We start from the raw sequence: 16,888 nt of genomic DNA, 5'->3' as shown, positions 1-16,888 counted from the left end.
CACAAAATGAAATATAAAGTAATAATAGCAGGATTGATAATCTCAGGTTTGTTGACTTCTTGTCAGGATTTCGGGGAGGAATATTTTGATACACCGGCACAGTCAACCTTAGACGAACAACTTATTTTTTCTACTGCCGGATTAGCTCAGGGTGCTGTCGATGGAATAAAAGTTTCATTTGGAGAGGAGCAATCTTACAGAGGAAGACTTTTGACTTACCAAGGACTAAATACAGATACAGAATGGCTTCTGACTTCTTCAAGTGATAATGTCAAATCGGATCTGGTAGTGTATGATGCGAAATCGGATAATACAGAGATGAATTCGCCAAAAAATGCCTGGGCCATGATGTATGAAGGAATTGAACGTGCTAATTTGTGCATCAGAGGTCTGCGTAAGTACGGCAATCCATTACCGAATACAGAGATGGGGCAGTTGTTAGGAGAAGCACTGACTTTAAGAGCCATTTATTATGCCGATCTGATCAGAAACTGGGGCGATGTTCCAGCCCGTTTTGAGCCCGTTTCTACGTCGACAATCTACGTGTCTAAAACAAGTCGTGACGAAATTTACAAACAGTTAATTGCCGATTTAGGCGAAGCTTCAACGTTAGTAGCATGGCCTAATGAAACTGCCGCTACAACAAGCACAGAGCGTATCAACAAGGCTTTTGCAAAAGGATTAAGAGCCCGTTTGGCTTTGATGGCCAGTGGCTTTCAGCAATATCCGGACGGAGTGAGAAGAAGTACAGATCCTGCGCTTTCAGTAGGTACGATGTACAAACTGGCATTAGACGAATGCCGTTCTGTAATTGCCAGTGGTTCGGCACATTTAGAACCGACTTTTGAAGGTTTATGGAGAAAATACAATCAGGAAAATATAACAGCCGGAGGAGAATCGCTTTGGGAAATCCCTTTTGCAGCCACACGAGGCAGAGTCCTGTTTACTTTTGCTGTGCGTCATGATGCTTCAGATCAGTTTCAGCAGATGGGAACTAATAAAGGCGGTGTAAACGGACCGTTGCCATTTGTTTTTTATGACTACGATCAGGCCGATAGCCGCAGAGAGGTTACCTGTGTACCTTACAAATGGGGAGCTGCGGTAAACGGTAAGTCCAAACAGGAACTTACAGATTTACAAACCTGGTATTTTGGTAAATATCGTTTCGAATGGATGAATCGTATCGTTTCGGCACCAAATGACGATGGGGTAAATAAAATTTATATGCGTTATGCTGAGGTACTTTTAATGGCTGCTGAAACGGCAAATGAATTAGAAGGCCCGGGATCTGCCGCAGTCTACTTAAAAGAAATCCGCCGCAGAGCGTTTGCCTCGCAAAACCAAGCAGTAAAAGTAGACGCTTATGTAGATGGTCTGACAAGTAAGCAAGCCATGCTGAACGGTATTGTCGAGGAGAATAAATATGAGTTTACCGGAGAAATGGAACGTAAGTTTGCGCTGATTCGCTGGAACTTGTTAAAAGTAAAATTAGATGAAGCAAAGGTAAAAATGACTCGTTTAAAAGCACGCAGCGATGAATATGCCAATGTGCCTTCAACACTTTATTACAAATACAAAGCAGATAATACGACACTTGAGATTTATGGTTTAAACCGTGGAGAAACGCAGGCACAGGGTACTGATTATACCTCAAAAAGCTGGGATAAGCTGGAAGATAACAAAATAAGTACATTGTACAAAGCCGGAGTTAATCCTGATAAAAGACAATTTTGGCCAATCTGGCAAACGTTTATTGATGGAAGTAATGGACAGTTAGCCAATGACTGGGTTTTTGGAAACTAAAAACAATTAACAAATAAACTATAGTTTTAGAATTATGAACGCAAAATATATATTTAAAGGATTGCTGGCTATATTTTTATTGGTAATTGCCGGTTGCGAAAGTTACAATGAAGCAGTACTGGAAGATATAGGAGCCAATAGAGTATTTTCTCCAATAGAACTGAAAGCAGTAGTAAGAAATCAAACCACGGTGGAATTAAACTGGACTACAAATGAGGATGTTGATCATTATACGGTAGAATTCAGTGCTGATGATCCGGATTTCAAAACAATTTTCAAAACAGTTAATGTTACCGAAAAAGAACTTCCGGTAAAAGTAGCGTTAGAAGGAGAAACGGTTTACTCGATAAGAGTAAAAGCAGTTAGTGCTTCAGGACTTGCCGATTCGAAATGGTCTGTAACAACTGCGGCAACATTAACGGAGCAAATCTTCTTCCCTGTGCAGCCTGCCGATATCGAAGCGAAACAAGTGACGTTAAGATGGACACCTAACAGTTCTGTTACCCAAATTACTGCGGGCCCGGGTGGAATTACGCACACGATCACTGCAGCCGAAAAAACGGCCGGTGCAGCGATAGTTACGGGATTTACAGGAGAAACAGCCTATACTGCCACTTTATTTAACGGAACCAAAAAGAGAGGAGTGGTTACTTTTACAACAGGAATTGACATTGGAACAGCTACTTTAGTTAAACCTACGGATGATTTGAATGCAAAAATTGCAGCGGCAGATCCTGATGCAGTATTGGTATTGATGCCGGGAGAATACAATGTTTTTGTTGGTGAAATTATTTTGAATAAATCGATTACAATTAGAGGTCTAAGAAGCGATAATAAACCTTTGCTTCATAATAAGTTTACACTAAACGCAGGAGCTAAATCCGTTAGTTTAATTGATTTGGATATTAACGGAGACAAAACTCAAAGCGATGCTGTTAAATACAATGAAGTAAGTACTGCTTATGGCGCGCTTTTAATTAGTGGTTGTAAGGTTCATGATTTTGTGAAATCGTTTATAACACAAACTCTTACAGGTGTTACTAAAATTGCTTCGGTAACGGTTGAAAATAGTGTCGTTACTAACATATTAACGGTACAAGGTGATTGTATCGATTTTAGAACCTCGCACTTGGCATCCTTAACCCTTAAAAACAGTACTTTTAACAATTGTGCTACTGGCCGCGATTTTATCCGTATCGATAACGCACCAGGCATTACCGGGACGGGCTTAACAACTACAGTATTGGTAGATGCCTGTACCATTTCAAATAAAGCGATGACAGCTTCTAATAGAATTCTGTACGTACGTTTTGCCAGTAATGGTTCAACAATTCGCAACACGCTTTTTGAAACACCATTAGCGATGTATACCAATCAGACCTTAACGACAGCACCTACTTTCTTGAATAATAACTATTTTAATTCGACTGCATTGCATACAGCTGGTGTTGCCGCCGTAAAATATGATGCTTCGGGAACTTACGGAACGTTGGATCCTCAGTTTACGAATAGTGCGACAGGAGATTTTACTCTTAAAAATCAAGTTTTAATTGATAAAAAAGTTGGAGATCCACAGTGGAGACAGTAATTAGTTTATAAGTGGTTTAAAAAGAAACAGGGATGCAATTGGTTTTGCATCCCTGTTTTTTGGTATAGAGGAGAAAATGGCTTACCGTTCAAATCAAGCTTTTCTAACAAACAGGCAAGTGTTGTGCACTATGCTTTTTTTGAATTTATTCCAATTCGACACAATCGAAAATCTCATTCTTGAGAATGTTTTCATTTATTTCAGCCTCACTGTCAATTCTTAAGATGTTATCACAGTCCTCAAGGTCAAAATTCCATATCGCATTTGGTATCAGTTCGTCAAGTAATGTACTTGCGAATTCCAGCTTTGATGGTGTGTCAACGGATGTTTTGAAAACGTAAATCATAATTTGCTTTTTTTAACGGAACAAATTTCAATAAACGTTTTTCAAGTTTATAGGATGCAGGAAGCAATAATTAGGATTTATCAATCAATTTTCGATATTGAATAGGAGTGATTCCTTCGTGTTTTTTAAAGAAACGGCTAAAGTAAGAATGATCCTCGTGTCCTACCTGCATGGCGATTTCACTTACAGAAAAGGTAGTTTGATACAATAGGTATTTAGCTTCTGTTAAAATGGTCTCATCAATCCATTTGACCGCAGACTTGCCGGTTGCCGATTTGACCGATTTGTTTAAATGATTGGGGGTAACATTAAGTAAAGAGGCATAATAATTTACCTGATGATGCGTCCTGATATTAGCGTAAATGAGTTTTTTGAACTTAGCAAAAATAACAGCTGCGGCTGTATTGCTTTTAGATGTTTTGGGAGCATTTTTATTCATCTCAAAGAACAAAGCCATTAAATAAGACTGAACGATATCAGCATTATCGATTTCAGTTTCAAGATAAGCAGCCTGTAAACGCTTAAAGAGATTCACTATAAAATGGAAGTTGTCCGGAGAGATTATAATTTTTGGATTTCCTCCAATTTTAAGAAAGTCGAAATCATTTAGCATTTCACTGTTGCCGTATTTACCGATCAAAACATCCGGATGAAACTGGCAAATAAAACCAATATGTTTCGTGTTAATATGCTCAATAGAGAAAATTTGCCCGGCCGGAACAACAAGCATTTCATTTGGATTGGTTTGATATTCTTCGAAACCAACCTTTGCAACGTGAACTCCCGAAGTTACAAAAAGTATGGTGTGACAACTGTGTTTTGAAGGAGGAACAGCGTAACGAAGCTGCATCATTTCTTCCATTTCCAGACAAAAAAAATGGTCAGAGCTGGATTTAAACAATAAATGCATTGGATTTTCCTGTCCCAGAAATTTTTCACGAAATACTTTCGCGCCATAGGTTTTTATCTCTCCGTTGGCATTGCTTTTCATAATTTAATAATACAGTCTAAAATCAAGTAATTTGCAAAGAGCATAATGTTTCTGATAAAGTTCTTCCACCACTTCTGTAATGTTGTCATTTTCCTGATACAGGCTAAAAAAAGCTTTGTCGATGGTACTGCAGCTGGCTATCTTATTATAAGTAGAGCCGTAACCCGAAATCGCCCGCGCACCGGTAATGTCCAAAAAGTACTGTGCTTCTTCGTCGTTTAAATCAAGTACTTTTAAATTGGCAAAATGAATAATTTTTCCTTTCATTTTTCCTTCAAAAAGTTCTGCGATTTCTTCCAGACTATAATAGTAATCATGCAGGCAGATGTTGTTGGGTTCGCCTGGCATTACCAAATAAATAATTTCGTAATCTTTAAAATTGTGATCTTCATAAAGTAAAACATTCAGGCTTTCTTCTAAGCCTTCAATGGTATCGCAAGTTTTGTAAATACTGGCGATACCCTGATCAATAGCAATTTCTTCCAGGTTTTTTACTACCAGGGTGACAAAATTGTTTTCGATGTCAGGAACACCTTCGAGGCAGAAGATGAATTTTTCGGAATCCATACCAATGTGTGTTTTCGTTCTCACAAAAGTATTTTTAATTGTCGAAGAATTGTTGTCCGAAAGCTATTTTAACGCATTTTTTACATTAAAAAAACAGCGGTATACTCCTGAAAGCAGAAAATCCACTTTTAGTACAACTAAAAATGGATTCCAGGATTGATTTCGTTTTTTTGATTTTTATAAATTTAAATCCAGTTTTGCAATTAAAGCACTAACAGCAAGCACTGGCTGACTAAAGGTGTTTGATTCCAGTAGTTTTTGCCACCATTTTTGTTCCTCTTCTGTAAAGGTGTGATTACTGTTAGTAACTGTCGCTGTTCTTTTGTGTCCGCAGGCTGCACAAAATTTTGCCTGAGGAGTTCGGTAAGGTTTAGAACAACATTCGCAAGGCGGACCGTAAAGATCAATTCGATGATGCATAATAGCATTGGGATTGGTTTCTTTAAATCCGGTTAGTTGCTTATAGTAATTAAGAAGTTCACTGAATCGCTCTGTTCTGGTCATATTACATTTTCCATGTTCAAAGCCATTACGATAGAGTTTAGTTGCAATTTGATATTCTTCTGGATGTAACATAGGAACTTCTGTTTTGCAACGCCAACACCAAAGTTTTTCCATGGTTCGTTTTTTTGGTTTTTATTTTATGGTTAAGTATTATAGTTTTCTTTTTGTGATTTTATTCTTTTTAATACGCTAAGTTATATCAGTTTTCAGAGAATAACTTACGGTTTCACGTAATTTGGAACAAAAATCGTTTTTTAATGGATTAATTCACTAAGTAGAAATACCTGATTTTAGTTTTGATTTTGAAGTAAGTTTTTGATTTTGGTATCGTAAAAGACATTGTGAGACTCAGATTAAGGTTTTGGAGAAGTTGTTTTTTGAAGAACAAAAGCTGGAGCTTAGAATTTGGATGTTCTAAAATTGTTTAGAATCTAACAAAAAAACAAAAAAAAGAGAAAATCTCATGGTGTGGAGATTTTCTCTTTTTAGAAAATAAATTTTCAATGATAAACTAACGATGGTTTATTTTTCCTGCTCCAGATTATCAGCAGCAGAAATCTGATCCAAAATGTTAGTTTGATTAGGTGAAATATAGTTTTTAATCTCAGGATGAGTTTCTTTTTTAAAAAGAAGATCCAACGCATTGTACAGTCTTAATAAAACCTCTCTGTCTTCTTTTTCAATCTCTAAAGCCGTGTTGAAATTAAAAACGTAGTTATTCGAATTACGTACTTCTACTTTTATCGTTTTTGACGTGATTTTAAATTTAACTATATCCATGTTTTTATAAATGATTTAGCTTATAAAATACTATTCTGACCTGCCCGCATACTTTTCTTATAAAAAAAGAAGAAGTACAAAGTCTGAAGTCCGCTGTCGTATTGTTTACATTGTTCGAATTTCAGTTGCTTTTTTTTAATTTCCTCATTCTAATTAGCTGGTTAGAGAGGGTGTAAATTTAAATAAAAACCCCTAATCAATTGATGATTAGGGGTTTATTTTTTGTAGCGAGGACGGGAGTTGAACCCGTGACCTCAGGGTTATGAATCCTGCGCTCTAACCAACTGAGCTACCTCGCCAAGACTGCAAGTAGAACCGTGTTCCTCATTGCGGGTGCAAAGATAGAAATAATATTAAAGCTTGCAAGCATAAAATGAAGAAAAAAAAATATTTTTAAAAATGTGTTGTTTTTGGACATATATTCTTATATTTCCAAAAAAATTAAAAGTAGCACATGGATCCAAAAATACGTTACGAAATCGAGTTTCCGATCAATTCTTCGCCGCAACTATTGTATCAATATATATCAACTCCGTCAGGATTATCAGAATGGTTTGCTGATAATGTAAATTCAAGAGGAGAATTTTTTACTTTTATATGGAACGACTCACAGGAAAAAGCGCGTTTGGCTTCCAAAAAAACAGGTGAAAAAGTCAAATTCAAATGGGTGGATGAAAGCAGTAAAGACACCGAGTATTTTTTTGAATTGCACATTCTGGTTGATGAACTTACCAAAGACGTATCGTTAATGGTAGTAGATTTTGCTGATAAAGAAGAAGTAGGAGAAGCTAAACAACTGTGGGAGAATCAGATCTCAGATCTGAAACATCTTATCGGATCTGTTTAGTAAAATTCTATTTTATACCTTATATTTGCCCTGAACAAAATTCAGGGTTTTTTTATGATTAATTTTAACGGAAATATAGTAGCAGAAGAAGATAATATATTAACTCAAAACCGCACATTTTTATACGGAGATGGTGTTTTTGAAACAGTAAAAATTATCAATAATAAAATCTTGTTCCTGGAAGATCATTATTTCAGATTAATGGCTTCCATGCGTGTGGTTCGAATGGAAATTCCAATGAATTTTACCATGGAATATTTTGAAGAGCAGATTTTAAGTCTGGTTCAGCAAAAAGGAATTTCGGCATCTGCCAGAGCCAGAATTACTGTTTTTAGAAAAGAGGGGGGGCTTTATTTGCCTAAAACAAATGAGGTTTCCTATTTAATTCACGCAACAGCACTTGAAGATGTTTTATATGCTTTAAATTCAGCTGAATACGAAGTGGATTTGTATAAGGATTTTTATGTGACTAAGCAATTGTTATCGTCTATCAAAACTACTAATAAGATGATAAACGTTACCGGAAGTATTTTTGCTCATGAAAATGGTTTGGCCAATTGTATTTTACTTAACGATACTAAAAATGTAGTTGAGGTATTACAGGGGAATTTATTTATGGTTGTGGGTAAAAAACTTATAACTCCGCCAATTTCTGAAGGCTGTCTTAACGGTGTGATGCGCAAGCAGATTTTAGCTTTGGCTAAAAAAGTAGAGGGCATAGAAGTAATAGAAGAAATAATTTCACCATTTGATCTTCAAAAAGCAGATGAATTATTTCTGACTAATGTGATCATGGGGATTCAGCCGATCACGAAATATCGAAAAAAGGACTTTACAAGTAATTTAGCTCACCTGTTATTACAAAAGCTGAATGAATCCATTTCTGAAAATTAATTCAGATATGGATTTTCAGGTGCATTTGACCAAATAAGATAGTCGCCTCCAAGTTCAATGATTTGCTCTTTCCAGAAATGGGTGGTTGATTTTCCGATAATTTTGTTTTTATAACTATTATCGGCAATGATCCAGGAGTTTCCCTGCATTTCATTCTCAAGCTGATTTTCATCCCAACCGGTATACCCTAAGAAAAAACGAATGTTATTTTTACTGATAGATCCGTTGTTTATTAAGTCTTTGGTCGATTCAAAATCACCTCCCCAATAAATTCCATTAGAAATCTCAACACTATTCGGGATTAACTCTGGAATATTGTGAATAAAATAAAGGTTGTCCTGTTCAACAGGACCTCCGTTATATATCTTGAAAGAGGCTTCAATCTCAGGAATCAGGTCATTAATAGTGTACTTTAAAGGTTTATTAATGATAAATCCTATTGATCCTTCTTTGTTATGGTCTGCTAATAAAATTACCGATCTATTAAATGATAAATCTCCAATTATAGAAGGCTCGGCAATAAGCAGGTGTCCTTTTTTTAATTTTTCTGAAATCATACGGCTACAATTTTTATTAAATTTAATCATAAAATTTCTAAAATCCCAAATAAAATCGTTGAAGCGCAAAAAAAAACCCTTCATAAGAAGGGTTTTGATTATATTATTAGTTTGGAGAACTTTCTTACTTAGTTCACCGCACCTTCTAATTCAGCACCAGCTTTGAATTTTACAACATTTTTCGCAGCGATTTGAATAGTTTTTCCTGTTTGCGGGTTTCTACCGTCTCTTGCAGCTCTAGCAGATACAGACCATGATCCAAAACCTACTAATGAAACTCTCCCACCTTTCTTTAGAGTAGCTCCTACGTTCCCTAAAAATGACTCTAAAGCTAATTTTGCCGCAGCTTTTGTGATTCCTGCATCAGCAGCGATAGCATCGATTAATTCTGATTTGTTCATAATATTAGTTATTAATTGTTGGTTAAAAAAAATTGTTAATACACAAATTTAGTAGGAAATCCGTTCCTTGCAAGTGTTTTCTTTAATTTTAGCAAAAATTGTTAATAACTTGCTTTTTTTGTTCATAAAGCAGAGCGTTAGTTGGTCAAAATCAGGTAGAAACCCCTGTTTTATTGACCTTAATAGACTTTGGCGCTTTCAGAAAAAGTTATTCCATTTAGTAATTCTGCCACCTGCATTCTTTTTTTTCCGGGCAACTGTAAACTTAAAATTTGAATGTATCCATTTTTAACTGCAACTTTGATTTCTTTTTTACTGCAAATCAGACTTCCGGCTTCGTGAGTATGTGTTTCTGAAAGTAGTTTTGCCTCGTATATTTTGATGGTTTGTTCTTCTTCTTTGTCTTTTAAGAAGCACCAGGATGCCGGATACGGACTTAAACCGTGAATGAGATTGTTGATTTCTGCACCGGATTTGGTCCAGTCAATTTTGCAGTTTTCTTTGTTTAATTTGTAAGCGGTTTTTATTTCGGCGGTGTCTTCCTGAATGGTAGTTTTTACATTTCTGCTTTCAATAACTTTTAAAGTATCAATAACAGTTTCGCTTCCTAATACCATAAGTCGGTCGTGTAAGTGTCCGGCATTTTCTTCCGGCTCAATTGCAATTTCCGAATTCAGGATCATTGCTCCGGTATCTATTTTGTCATCTATAAAGAAGGTGGTGACTCCGGTTTTGGTTTCTCCGTTAATAATGGCCCAGTTAATTGGTGCGGCACCACGGTAATTTGGTAATAAGGAAGCGTGAAGGTTAAATGTTCCAAATTCAGGCATTTCCCAGACTACTTTTGGAAGCATTCTGAAGGCAACTACAATTTGTAAATTCGCATTGAGAGCTTTTAGCTCAGCTAAAAAACTCTCGTCTTTTAAGTTTGTTGGCTGAAGTAACGTAAGGTTGTTTGCCAGTGCATATTCTTTTACTGCAGAGTATTTTATTTTTTGTCCGCGACCTGCAGGTTTGTCTGCTGCGGTAATTACGCCAACGACATCGTAGTTGTTTTTAAGAATGGTGTCCAAAATGCCGACAGCAAATTCGGGAGTCCCCATGAAAATAATTCTCAATTTTTCCATTATGATTTTAAAGTGTATTTATTGTTCGCCAGTATGGTGATATGATTGTTTTCTAATAATTGCTGAAGTACCAAAATAATATCATTGGCATCCAGTTTAATTTGAGACTGAATTTCTCTGGAAGTCAAAGCGGTTGATTTTAACAAATACAGAATTTTATCTGCAATCGAATCGGCTTCAGTTATTTTTCCCTTTAGCGTAATGCAATAGGAACAAACGCCACAATTTTCGTTGGTTTCTTCTCCAAAATAATCCAGAATCAATCTGTTTTTACAGGTTTTGGTTTCTTTTATATAATAGAGGACGGAAGAAAGTTGTTCTTTTTTGAGTTCATTCTGTTTTTCCAGATATTTAGAAACGCGATTTATGGTTAATTCGTCTTCGCGCACTTCATTGAATAATACAGTTGAATCGTTGTTTTTGGCTTTGTATTCGATAATTTCTTTCTCTTTTAATTTTTCTAATAGAGCTAAAACCTGTTCTTCTGTGTGGTGTGATTTTTTTGCAATCAGCGAAAGATTAAAAGGAGTTTTAATATCATAAACTCCGGGGTAAGTTCTTAGAATTGCTAATATAATTTCCTCGTCGTTTGGGTTGAGACTCATGTATCGAATCACCTCTTTGGATTCGATTATAAATTGTAACGTAATTTTTTCTGAGAACTCCTGCGACAAAGTAATGATTCCCTGCTGGTTTAAAAACTGCAATGCATTATATGTTTTTAAAGTGGGAAAATTGTATTTGTTACAAAAGTTATTTAGTTTAAAAGAAAAGGATTCGTCTAAACCTTCTCCGTACGCAATTTGAAAATAGTTACAGAGTTTTATATACATCGCTTTCAGAAACTTTTTATCGGGCAGAATGTTTAAAAACTGCTGTTCAGTCTGAGTGGCATCTGAATTGTTAAAAAGCAATACCGAGAAAGCTTTTTCTCCATTTCGTCCCGCTCTTCCGGATTCCTGATAATAGTTTTCTAAGTTTTCCGGTAGTTGTGTATGAATGACTGTTTTCACATTGTCTTTGTCGATTCCCATCCCAAACGCATTAGTCGCTACAATAACCTGAGCTTGTTCCGACATCCAAAGCTGCATGTTTTTGTCTTTTTCTTTAACCGAAAGTCCGCCATGGTAATAGGTTGAAGTAAATCCCAATGATTGTAATTGAGTGGAGAGGTTGATGCACGATTTTCGATTCCGTACATATATAATAGAAGGCTGCGGGTTTTTCTTTAAGATTTGTTCGGTGCGATACAACTTGTCTTCGACTTCAAAAACCATGTAGGCAATATTTTTTCTTTCAAAAGATTGCTGAAAAAGTACGGGGTCTTTTAATCCCAATTCTGTTTTAATGTCTTCAATCACTCTGGGTGTTGCTGTTGCAGTTAAAGCTAAAAACGGAATCTTTGGGAAATATTTTTTAAGTTCTGAAATTTTCAGATAAGCAGGGCGAAAATCGTGTCCCCATTGCGAAACACAATGCGCTTCGTCGATTGCAATTAAATTAATCGGAAGGTTTTTAATGCGTTCCAGTATCCAGTCTGATTGCAGTCTTTCAGGAGAAAGATATAAAAATTTGTAATTGCCGTATTGGCAATTGTCAAGAAGGTCTATGATTTCTTCGGTATGAATACCTCCTGTTAGTGCAATCGCTTTTATGTTGCGTTTCTGCAGGTTGGCAACCTGATCTTTCATAAGAGCAACCAAAGGTGAAATGACTAAGCAAATGCCTTCCAGCATCATACTTGGAACCTGAAAACAAATCGATTTTCCTCCTCCTGTTGGTAGTAGGGCAAAGGTATCCTGACCGTCCAAAACAGAGTCAATAATCTCCTTTTGCAACGGTCTGAAACTGTCGTGTTTCCAGTATTTTGAAAGAATTTCCTGCGCTTGTGGCATTGGTCGTGTTTTAAAGTTAAAAAATTTAGAAATCAGTTTCTAGTTTTGCAACTTTAAACACCTGCCTAAATTTTATCTAAGATATAAAGAATTCTGTTTTCAACCGTATCTTTAGGTACTTCAATTAAGTCGTAGCCATATTTTTTATAGGTATCAACAAGATGTTTTTGGATTTTTTCGGCCTGCTCAAAATTTTCGTAACGCTCAGTGTCGCTTTCGTAAATTTCTTCCCATGGCGGTAAAATGAAAGTTTTTGAATATTTATAATCCTCACAGGCTTTTACAAAACTCTCGGGATAATCATCATTAATGTAATCCATGTAAGCTACAACATCGGGAATTCCGCGGTCGATAAAAATTACATTGTGAGGTTCTTCAATCGCATTTTCAAATTGTTTAATTCGGCCATTCAATAACATTTCGCTGAACAATAAAGGTTGTTCTAAAAATAATTGTTCGATGCCTCTTTGTTGCGCTTCGAGTGTAACTTGTCTTGAAATTTCTGGGTAACAGCAGTAGCCACGAGCTACCAATTCGTTGATGAGAGTAGATTTTCCCGTTCCCGGGCCTCCAATGAGAACTATAATTTGTTTTTGCACTTTCTAAAAATAAAGCGCAAATTTACCTAAACTTATTGGTATTTAAAAAGATTATTTTGCCTTAAACGAACGATTTCGCAATTTAAAATAAATATAAGGTTCAGCTGTTTACTAAAAATCTTTTGTTTTTTGAATATTAAGAAGCTCCGGGGGTGCGATATATTTATATAAAATAAGAGGTTGCAGAAAGAGAGCCCTACCGGGGTGAAATGATTTTTAGCAGTGATATACCGCTCCGTTTTAGTATATATTTAGATTTCAGAAATTGTTTGAAAAGCAAATATGCTTTAGAAAATATCGATAAGTCCCATCGGGACGAAATATTTATGGAACCCCATTGGGGCGAAATGATTATTCGCAAAATAAATAATTCCCGTGGCTTTTCTTTTGGGAAGGGACGATTAGATGCGATTCGAATTTTTTGCCTTTCAAAACGTTATTTACAAAATCCAGGATATATTGCTGTCCTTCATGAAATAAATATCCCGAAAATTCGTGCCCGCCTCCGCAAAAAGTAATCAATTCTATATTTTTATGTAAGTCTTTCATTTGACTGTACACGGCATAAGATCCAAATAAAATCAACCAACCAGAAGCATTTGTTAAGCAGGAGCGATGCGAGCCTACATTGTAAGGAACCGTTTCGTCATTGTTTCCGTGTGCTAGCAGCATTGGAATGGCTTTTTCTTTGGTAATTAGATTAATGTCCATAATAGCACCCGAACCTCCAATGAAACCGGCATATTTGAAATCAGGAGATAAATTGTTTGGGTACAAATTCATCAGTTTGTAATCCCAGAACGAAGCGTGAAAACCAATTTCGGCACCTGCACTGATTCCGGAAATAAAGAATTTTGATGTGTCGAGATTGTATTGGGCTGCATTTTTAATTAAAAATGAGGTGGCTTGCCACATATCACTAACGCCAATTTGAATTGCTTTTATCTTTTCGGTTAAAGCGCCTTTACAGCCAAAATCTTTTCCTTTCATGTATAGGCTGTAGGAGATGCTGGCAACCGCGTAGCCGTTTTTCGCCATAAAAAGCCCAAAATCTTTTTCACTGGTTCGTTCTCCACCTGAAAAGCCTCCTCCAAATGCAAATAAGATTAATGGCGTTTTTTCATTGGCTTTTTTCTTGGGCAGGTATAAATCTAAATCCAGTTTGAGTGTGTCGTTTTGGAAATAGGTTAAAGTTTTAATTTCCTGTGCGTGAATGTTGTGAAAAGTGAGAGTAGTAAAAAGTAAGATGATAATTTTTTTCATTGTGGTGTGGTTCAATCCCGTAATCCTGATAGCTATCGGGAGCAAAGGCGTGAAGTTTTTCAAATATAAAAGTTTGCCACGAATTCCACTAATTTTTGCTAATTTTTTTAGGTATTGACTTGTTTTAAAATGGTGCAAAAACTAAAGTTTTTATCAGTTATTTTATTTAGTGATAATTAGTGGAATTTGTGGTAAAAAAACAATCATTATTTCCTTCTGAAAAATCTAAAATCTAAAATCGAAAGTCTGAAATCAAAACCGTATATTTGCGTTTATTTTTAATTACGAATGGAGAACGATAAAGAAAAAAACACCGCTGAATTTTACGAAAGATTAAAAGTTGAGTTAGACAATTCAAATACCTGGCCAGCAGAATACTTGTATAAATTCATAGTACCTTCAGTAGATGATAATGTTGAGCGAGTTGAAAAAGCTTTTGACAGTATGGGAGCGGTTATCAAAACCACAAAATCTAAAACCGGTAAATTTACCAGCGTTTCGGTTGATGTTACCATGCATAGTGCTGACCAGGTGATTAGCAAATACAAAGAAGTTTCTACCATAGAAGGTATAGTTTCATTATAACTTATGAACGAAAAATATAAAAAAGAAAGTGCGAATGATGTTGTTTTTAATTTAGAATACAATTCTGAAAGACAACGGTTAATCATTCCGGAGTATGGTCGTCATTTGCAAAAACTGATCGATCAGGCTACTGCAATTGAAGATGCCGAAACACGCAACAAAGCTGCTAAATACATTATTCAGGTAATGGGAAGTTTGAATCCGCATTTGCGGGATGTGCCGGATTTTCAGCATAAATTATGGGATCAGCTTTTTATTATGTCTGATTTCAAATTGAATGTTGATTCACCATACCCAATTCCGTCTCGCGATGTTTTGCAATTAAAACCAGATGCTTTGCAGTATCCGCAGAATTTTCCAAAATACAGATTTTATGGAAACAATATCAAGTATATGATCGATGTTGCCAATAAATGGGAAGATGGCGAGATGAAAAATGCTTTGGTAATGGTGATTGCCAATCACATGAAAAAGTCGTATTTAAGCTGGAACAAAGATACCGTTAAAGACGATGTGATTTTTGAGCATCTGTATGAGTTGTCGGGAGGTAAAATCAATTTGCTTCAAAGTTCGGAGGAACTTTTAAATACAACCGATTTATTGCGTACCAATAAGCGTATGTCCAATAAGATTACACCGGCAGGACAGCCAAAAATCCAAAGTAATAAAAACAATAAAGGTTCGGGAAAACCAAAACCTTTTCAGAAAAATAATAATCAGAAGTAAAAAAGTAGCTAAGATGCTAAGGAGCTAAGATATTAGCTTAGAACCTGAGAATCTCAGAACCTTAGAACCTAAAAAAGAAATATGGGAATTTTTAAAATCGAAGGAGGAACACCTTTAAAAGGAGAAATCACTCCGCAAGGAGCAAAAAATGAAGCGTTACAAATTTTATGCGCCGTGCTTTTAACGGGGGATAAAGTGAGAATTAATAATATTCCCGATATTATTGACATCAATAAATTAATTACTTTATTGGGTAATTTAGGTGTAAAAATCCAACGAAATGAGCCGGGTTCGATTACGTTTCAGGCAGATGAGGTTAATGTAGGTTATTTGGAAACTGAAGCTTTCAAAAAAGAAGGTGGAGCTCTTCGTGGTTCTATTATGATTGTTGGGCCGCTTTTGGCACGTTTTGGTAAAGGATATATTCCAAAACCTGGAGGAGATAAAATTGGACGTCGTAGATTAGATACACACTTCGAAGGTTTCATTAATCTTGGAGCAAAATTCAGATACAACAGAGAAGATCATTTTTATGGAGTAGAATCTCCTGAAGAAGGTCTTACCGGAACAGATATGCTGCTTGATGAGGCATCAGTAACCGGAACAGCAAACATCGTCATGGCTGCTGTTTTGGCAAAAGGAACAACAACTGTTTACAATGCTGCGTGTGAGCCTTACTTACAGCAGTTGTGTAAAATGTTAAACTCTATGGGAGCTAAAATTACCGGAGTAGGTTCAAACTTATTGACTATTGAAGGTGTTGAAAGCCTTGGTGGATGTGAGCACAGAATTCTTCCGGATATGATCGAAATTGGTTCATGGATTGGTCTTGCGGCAATGACAAAAAGCGAAATTACGATCAAAAATGTAAGCTGGGAAAATTTAGGTTTGATTCCAAATACATTTAGAAAATTGGGAATTACTATTGAAAAACGCAATGACGATATTTACATTCCTGCTCATAAAGATGGATACGAAGTAAAAACGGATATTGATGGTTCTATTTTAACTATTGCTGATGCGCCATGGCCAGGATTTACTCCTGATTTATTGAGTATTGTTTTGGTTGTAGCAACACAAGCTAAAGGCGATGTTTTAATTCATCAGAAAATGTTTGAAAGCCGTTTGTTTTTCGTAGATAAATTAATCGATATGGGAGCAAAAATTATGTTATGCGACCCGCACAGAGCGGTGGTTATGGGACATAATTTTGAGTCTCAATTGAAAGCAACAACCATGTCATCTCCTGATATTCGTGCAGGAATCTCATTATTGATTGCCGCTCTTTCAGCAAAAGGAACAAGTACAATCCAAAATATCGAGCAGATTGACCGTGGTTACGAGCGTATCGATGAGCGTTTAAGAGCAATTGGAGCAAAAATCGTGAGAGCGTAAAAAAAGTTAGCCACGAATTT

Annotated in this window: 18 protein-coding genes and 1 tRNA gene; 7 read left to right on the top strand and 12 right to left on the bottom strand. The window is 36.1% G+C overall.

Features of this window, described 5'->3' with window-relative positions; translation table 11 throughout:
- Positions 1 to 6: 6 nt before the first annotated feature.
- Together OLM58_RS03435 and OLM58_RS03430 are read left to right on the top strand one after the other, a co-directional pair.
- Positions 7 to 1,803 (top strand): RagB/SusD family nutrient uptake outer membrane protein, encoded by a 1,797-nt coding sequence (locus OLM58_RS03435; RefSeq protein WP_264531208.1) that lies wholly within the window; start codon positions 7 to 9, stop codon positions 1,801 to 1,803.
- 34 nt (positions 1,804 to 1,837) lie between these two features.
- The gene (locus OLM58_RS03430) at positions 1,838 to 3,391 is read left to right on the top strand and encodes a fibronectin type III domain-containing protein (protein ID WP_264531207.1); all 1,554 of its coding nucleotides are present in this window, start codon (positions 1,838 to 1,840) and stop codon (positions 3,389 to 3,391) included.
- Between the two features lie 145 nt (positions 3,392 to 3,536).
- Here OLM58_RS03430 and OLM58_RS03425 read toward each other — a convergent pair whose 3' ends face one another.
- The 6 genes from OLM58_RS03425 to OLM58_RS03400 all read right to left on the bottom strand — a co-directional run bounded on the left by OLM58_RS03425 (position 3,537) and on the right by OLM58_RS03400 (position 6,878).
- Positions 3,537 to 3,737 (bottom strand): hypothetical protein, encoded by a 201-nt coding sequence (locus OLM58_RS03425; protein WP_264531206.1) that lies wholly within the window; start codon positions 3,735 to 3,737, stop codon positions 3,537 to 3,539.
- A 70-nt stretch (positions 3,738 to 3,807) separates the two neighbouring features.
- Positions 3,808 to 4,728, bottom strand: a complete 921-nt coding sequence (locus OLM58_RS03420) for a helix-turn-helix domain-containing protein (RefSeq protein ID WP_264531205.1) — start codon at positions 4,726 to 4,728, stop codon at positions 3,808 to 3,810.
- A 3-nt stretch (positions 4,729 to 4,731) separates the two neighbouring features.
- On the bottom strand, positions 4,732 to 5,295 hold the full coding sequence (locus OLM58_RS03415) for a DUF6642 family protein (RefSeq protein WP_264532419.1): 564 nt from the start codon (positions 5,293 to 5,295) through the stop codon (positions 4,732 to 4,734).
- A gap of 177 nt (positions 5,296 to 5,472) precedes the next feature.
- Positions 5,473 to 5,871 carry a hypothetical protein gene (locus OLM58_RS03410; protein WP_264531204.1) on the bottom strand — a complete coding sequence of 133 codons (399 nt, stop codon included), beginning with the start codon at positions 5,869 to 5,871 and terminating at the stop codon, positions 5,473 to 5,475.
- Positions 5,872 to 6,321: 450 nt separating this feature from the next.
- Positions 6,322 to 6,579 (bottom strand): hypothetical protein, encoded by a 258-nt coding sequence (locus OLM58_RS03405; protein ID WP_017498092.1) that lies wholly within the window; start codon positions 6,577 to 6,579, stop codon positions 6,322 to 6,324.
- Positions 6,580 to 6,804: 225 nt separating this feature from the next.
- A tRNA-Met gene (locus OLM58_RS03400) sits at positions 6,805 to 6,878 on the bottom strand.
- Between the two features lie 155 nt (positions 6,879 to 7,033).
- Between OLM58_RS03400 and OLM58_RS03395 the strand changes: the two genes are divergently transcribed.
- Both OLM58_RS03395 and OLM58_RS03390 read left to right on the top strand, forming a co-directional pair.
- Complete coding sequence (locus tag OLM58_RS03395; RefSeq protein ID WP_017498093.1) at positions 7,034 to 7,426, top strand: START-like domain-containing protein; 393 nt, start codon at positions 7,034 to 7,036, stop codon at positions 7,424 to 7,426.
- A 54-nt stretch (positions 7,427 to 7,480) separates the two neighbouring features.
- Positions 7,481 to 8,320, top strand: coding sequence for an aminotransferase class IV (locus tag OLM58_RS03390; protein WP_264531203.1), 840 nt, complete (start codon positions 7,481 to 7,483; stop codon positions 8,318 to 8,320).
- On the opposite strand, the gene OLM58_RS03385 is transcribed toward OLM58_RS03390, so the two are convergent.
- The 6 genes from OLM58_RS03385 to OLM58_RS03360 form a co-directional block, all read right to left on the bottom strand.
- A complete protein-coding gene (locus OLM58_RS03385; protein ID WP_026110149.1) occupies positions 8,317 to 8,877 on the bottom strand; it encodes a YqgE/AlgH family protein in 561 nt (186 codons plus the stop codon). The two genes, OLM58_RS03390 and OLM58_RS03385, sit on opposite strands and share 4 nt — an antisense overlap.
- A gap of 128 nt (positions 8,878 to 9,005) precedes the next feature.
- The gene (locus OLM58_RS03380) at positions 9,006 to 9,278 is read right to left on the bottom strand and encodes an HU family DNA-binding protein (protein ID WP_017498096.1); all 273 of its coding nucleotides are present in this window, start codon (positions 9,276 to 9,278) and stop codon (positions 9,006 to 9,008) included.
- Between the two features lie 179 nt (positions 9,279 to 9,457).
- Complete coding sequence (gene fmt, locus OLM58_RS03375; RefSeq protein WP_264531202.1) at positions 9,458 to 10,405, bottom strand: methionyl-tRNA formyltransferase; 948 nt, start codon at positions 10,403 to 10,405, stop codon at positions 9,458 to 9,460.
- A complete protein-coding gene (locus OLM58_RS03370) occupies positions 10,405 to 12,300 on the bottom strand; it encodes an ATP-dependent DNA helicase RecQ (protein ID WP_264531201.1) in 1,896 nt (631 codons plus the stop codon). The genes fmt and OLM58_RS03370 overlap by 1 nt, the downstream gene beginning before the upstream one ends.
- Before the next feature lie 65 nt (positions 12,301 to 12,365).
- Positions 12,366 to 12,899 (bottom strand): ATP-binding protein, encoded by a 534-nt coding sequence (locus OLM58_RS03365; protein ID WP_264531200.1) that lies wholly within the window; start codon positions 12,897 to 12,899, stop codon positions 12,366 to 12,368.
- 351 nt (positions 12,900 to 13,250) lie between these two features.
- Positions 13,251 to 14,162: a carboxylesterase family protein gene (locus tag OLM58_RS03360; RefSeq protein ID WP_264531199.1), complete on the bottom strand. Its 912-nt coding sequence runs from the start codon at positions 14,160 to 14,162 to the stop codon at positions 13,251 to 13,253.
- Between the two features lie 288 nt (positions 14,163 to 14,450).
- On the opposite strand from OLM58_RS03360, the gene OLM58_RS03355 reads away from it, so the two are divergent.
- The 3 genes from OLM58_RS03355 (at position 14,451) to murA (ending at position 16,868) form a co-directional block, all read left to right on the top strand.
- Positions 14,451 to 14,747 carry a DUF493 family protein gene (locus tag OLM58_RS03355; RefSeq protein ID WP_017498101.1) on the top strand — a complete coding sequence of 99 codons (297 nt, stop codon included), beginning with the start codon at positions 14,451 to 14,453 and terminating at the stop codon, positions 14,745 to 14,747.
- A gap of 3 nt (positions 14,748 to 14,750) precedes the next feature.
- Entirely contained in the window at positions 14,751 to 15,473 is a 723-nt protein-coding gene (locus tag OLM58_RS03350) for a DUF4290 domain-containing protein (protein WP_264531198.1), read from the top strand.
- Positions 15,474 to 15,554: 81 nt separating this feature from the next.
- Positions 15,555 to 16,868: a UDP-N-acetylglucosamine 1-carboxyvinyltransferase gene (murA, locus tag OLM58_RS03345; RefSeq protein ID WP_017498103.1), complete on the top strand. Its 1,314-nt coding sequence runs from the start codon at positions 15,555 to 15,557 to the stop codon at positions 16,866 to 16,868.
- Positions 16,869 to 16,888 lie beyond the last annotated feature (20 nt).

The organism is Flavobacterium sp. N502540 (assembly GCF_025947365.1).
In the GTDB taxonomy this organism is placed as follows: domain Bacteria; phylum Bacteroidota; class Bacteroidia; order Flavobacteriales; family Flavobacteriaceae; genus Flavobacterium.
Note: the sequence above shows the minus strand (reverse complement) of the source record. Positions and strands in the feature narration are given on the sequence as shown.

Bases quoted from the DNA above. Each gene is read 5' to 3' on its own strand.
- OLM58_RS03435 (WP_264531208.1), top strand. From the start codon at position 7: ATGAAATATAAAGTAATAATAGCAGGATTGATAATCTCAGGTTTGTTG.
- OLM58_RS03430 (WP_264531207.1), top strand. From the start codon at position 1,838: ATGAACGCAAAATATATATTTAAAGGATTGCTGGCTATATTTTTATTG.
- OLM58_RS03425 (WP_264531206.1), bottom strand. From the start codon at position 3,737: ATGATTTACGTTTTCAAAACATCCGTTGACACACCATCAAAGCTGGAA.
- OLM58_RS03420 (WP_264531205.1), bottom strand. From the start codon at position 4,728: ATGAAAAGCAATGCCAACGGAGAGATAAAAACCTATGGCGCGAAAGTA.
- OLM58_RS03415 (WP_264532419.1), bottom strand. From the start codon at position 5,295: ATGGATTCCGAAAAATTCATCTTCTGCCTCGAAGGTGTTCCTGACATC.
- OLM58_RS03410 (WP_264531204.1), bottom strand. From the start codon at position 5,871: ATGTTACATCCAGAAGAATATCAAATTGCAACTAAACTCTATCGTAAT.
- OLM58_RS03405 (WP_017498092.1), bottom strand. From the start codon at position 6,579: ATGGATATAGTTAAATTTAAAATCACGTCAAAAACGATAAAAGTAGAA.
- OLM58_RS03395 (WP_017498093.1), top strand. From the start codon at position 7,034: ATGGATCCAAAAATACGTTACGAAATCGAGTTTCCGATCAATTCTTCG.
- OLM58_RS03390 (WP_264531203.1), top strand. From the start codon at position 7,481: ATGATTAATTTTAACGGAAATATAGTAGCAGAAGAAGATAATATATTA.
- OLM58_RS03385 (WP_026110149.1), bottom strand. From the start codon at position 8,877: ATGATTTCAGAAAAATTAAAAAAAGGACACCTGCTTATTGCCGAGCCT.
- OLM58_RS03380 (WP_017498096.1), bottom strand. From the start codon at position 9,278: ATGAACAAATCAGAATTAATCGATGCTATCGCTGCTGATGCAGGAATC.
- fmt (WP_264531202.1), bottom strand. From the start codon at position 10,405: ATGGAAAAATTGAGAATTATTTTCATGGGGACTCCCGAATTTGCTGTC.
- OLM58_RS03370 (WP_264531201.1), bottom strand. From the start codon at position 12,300: ATGCCACAAGCGCAGGAAATTCTTTCAAAATACTGGAAACACGACAGT.
- OLM58_RS03360 (WP_264531199.1), bottom strand. From the start codon at position 14,162: ATGAAAAAAATTATCATCTTACTTTTTACTACTCTCACTTTTCACAAC.
- OLM58_RS03355 (WP_017498101.1), top strand. From the start codon at position 14,451: ATGGAGAACGATAAAGAAAAAAACACCGCTGAATTTTACGAAAGATTA.
- OLM58_RS03350 (WP_264531198.1), top strand. From the start codon at position 14,751: ATGAACGAAAAATATAAAAAAGAAAGTGCGAATGATGTTGTTTTTAAT.
- murA (WP_017498103.1), top strand. From the start codon at position 15,555: ATGGGAATTTTTAAAATCGAAGGAGGAACACCTTTAAAAGGAGAAATC.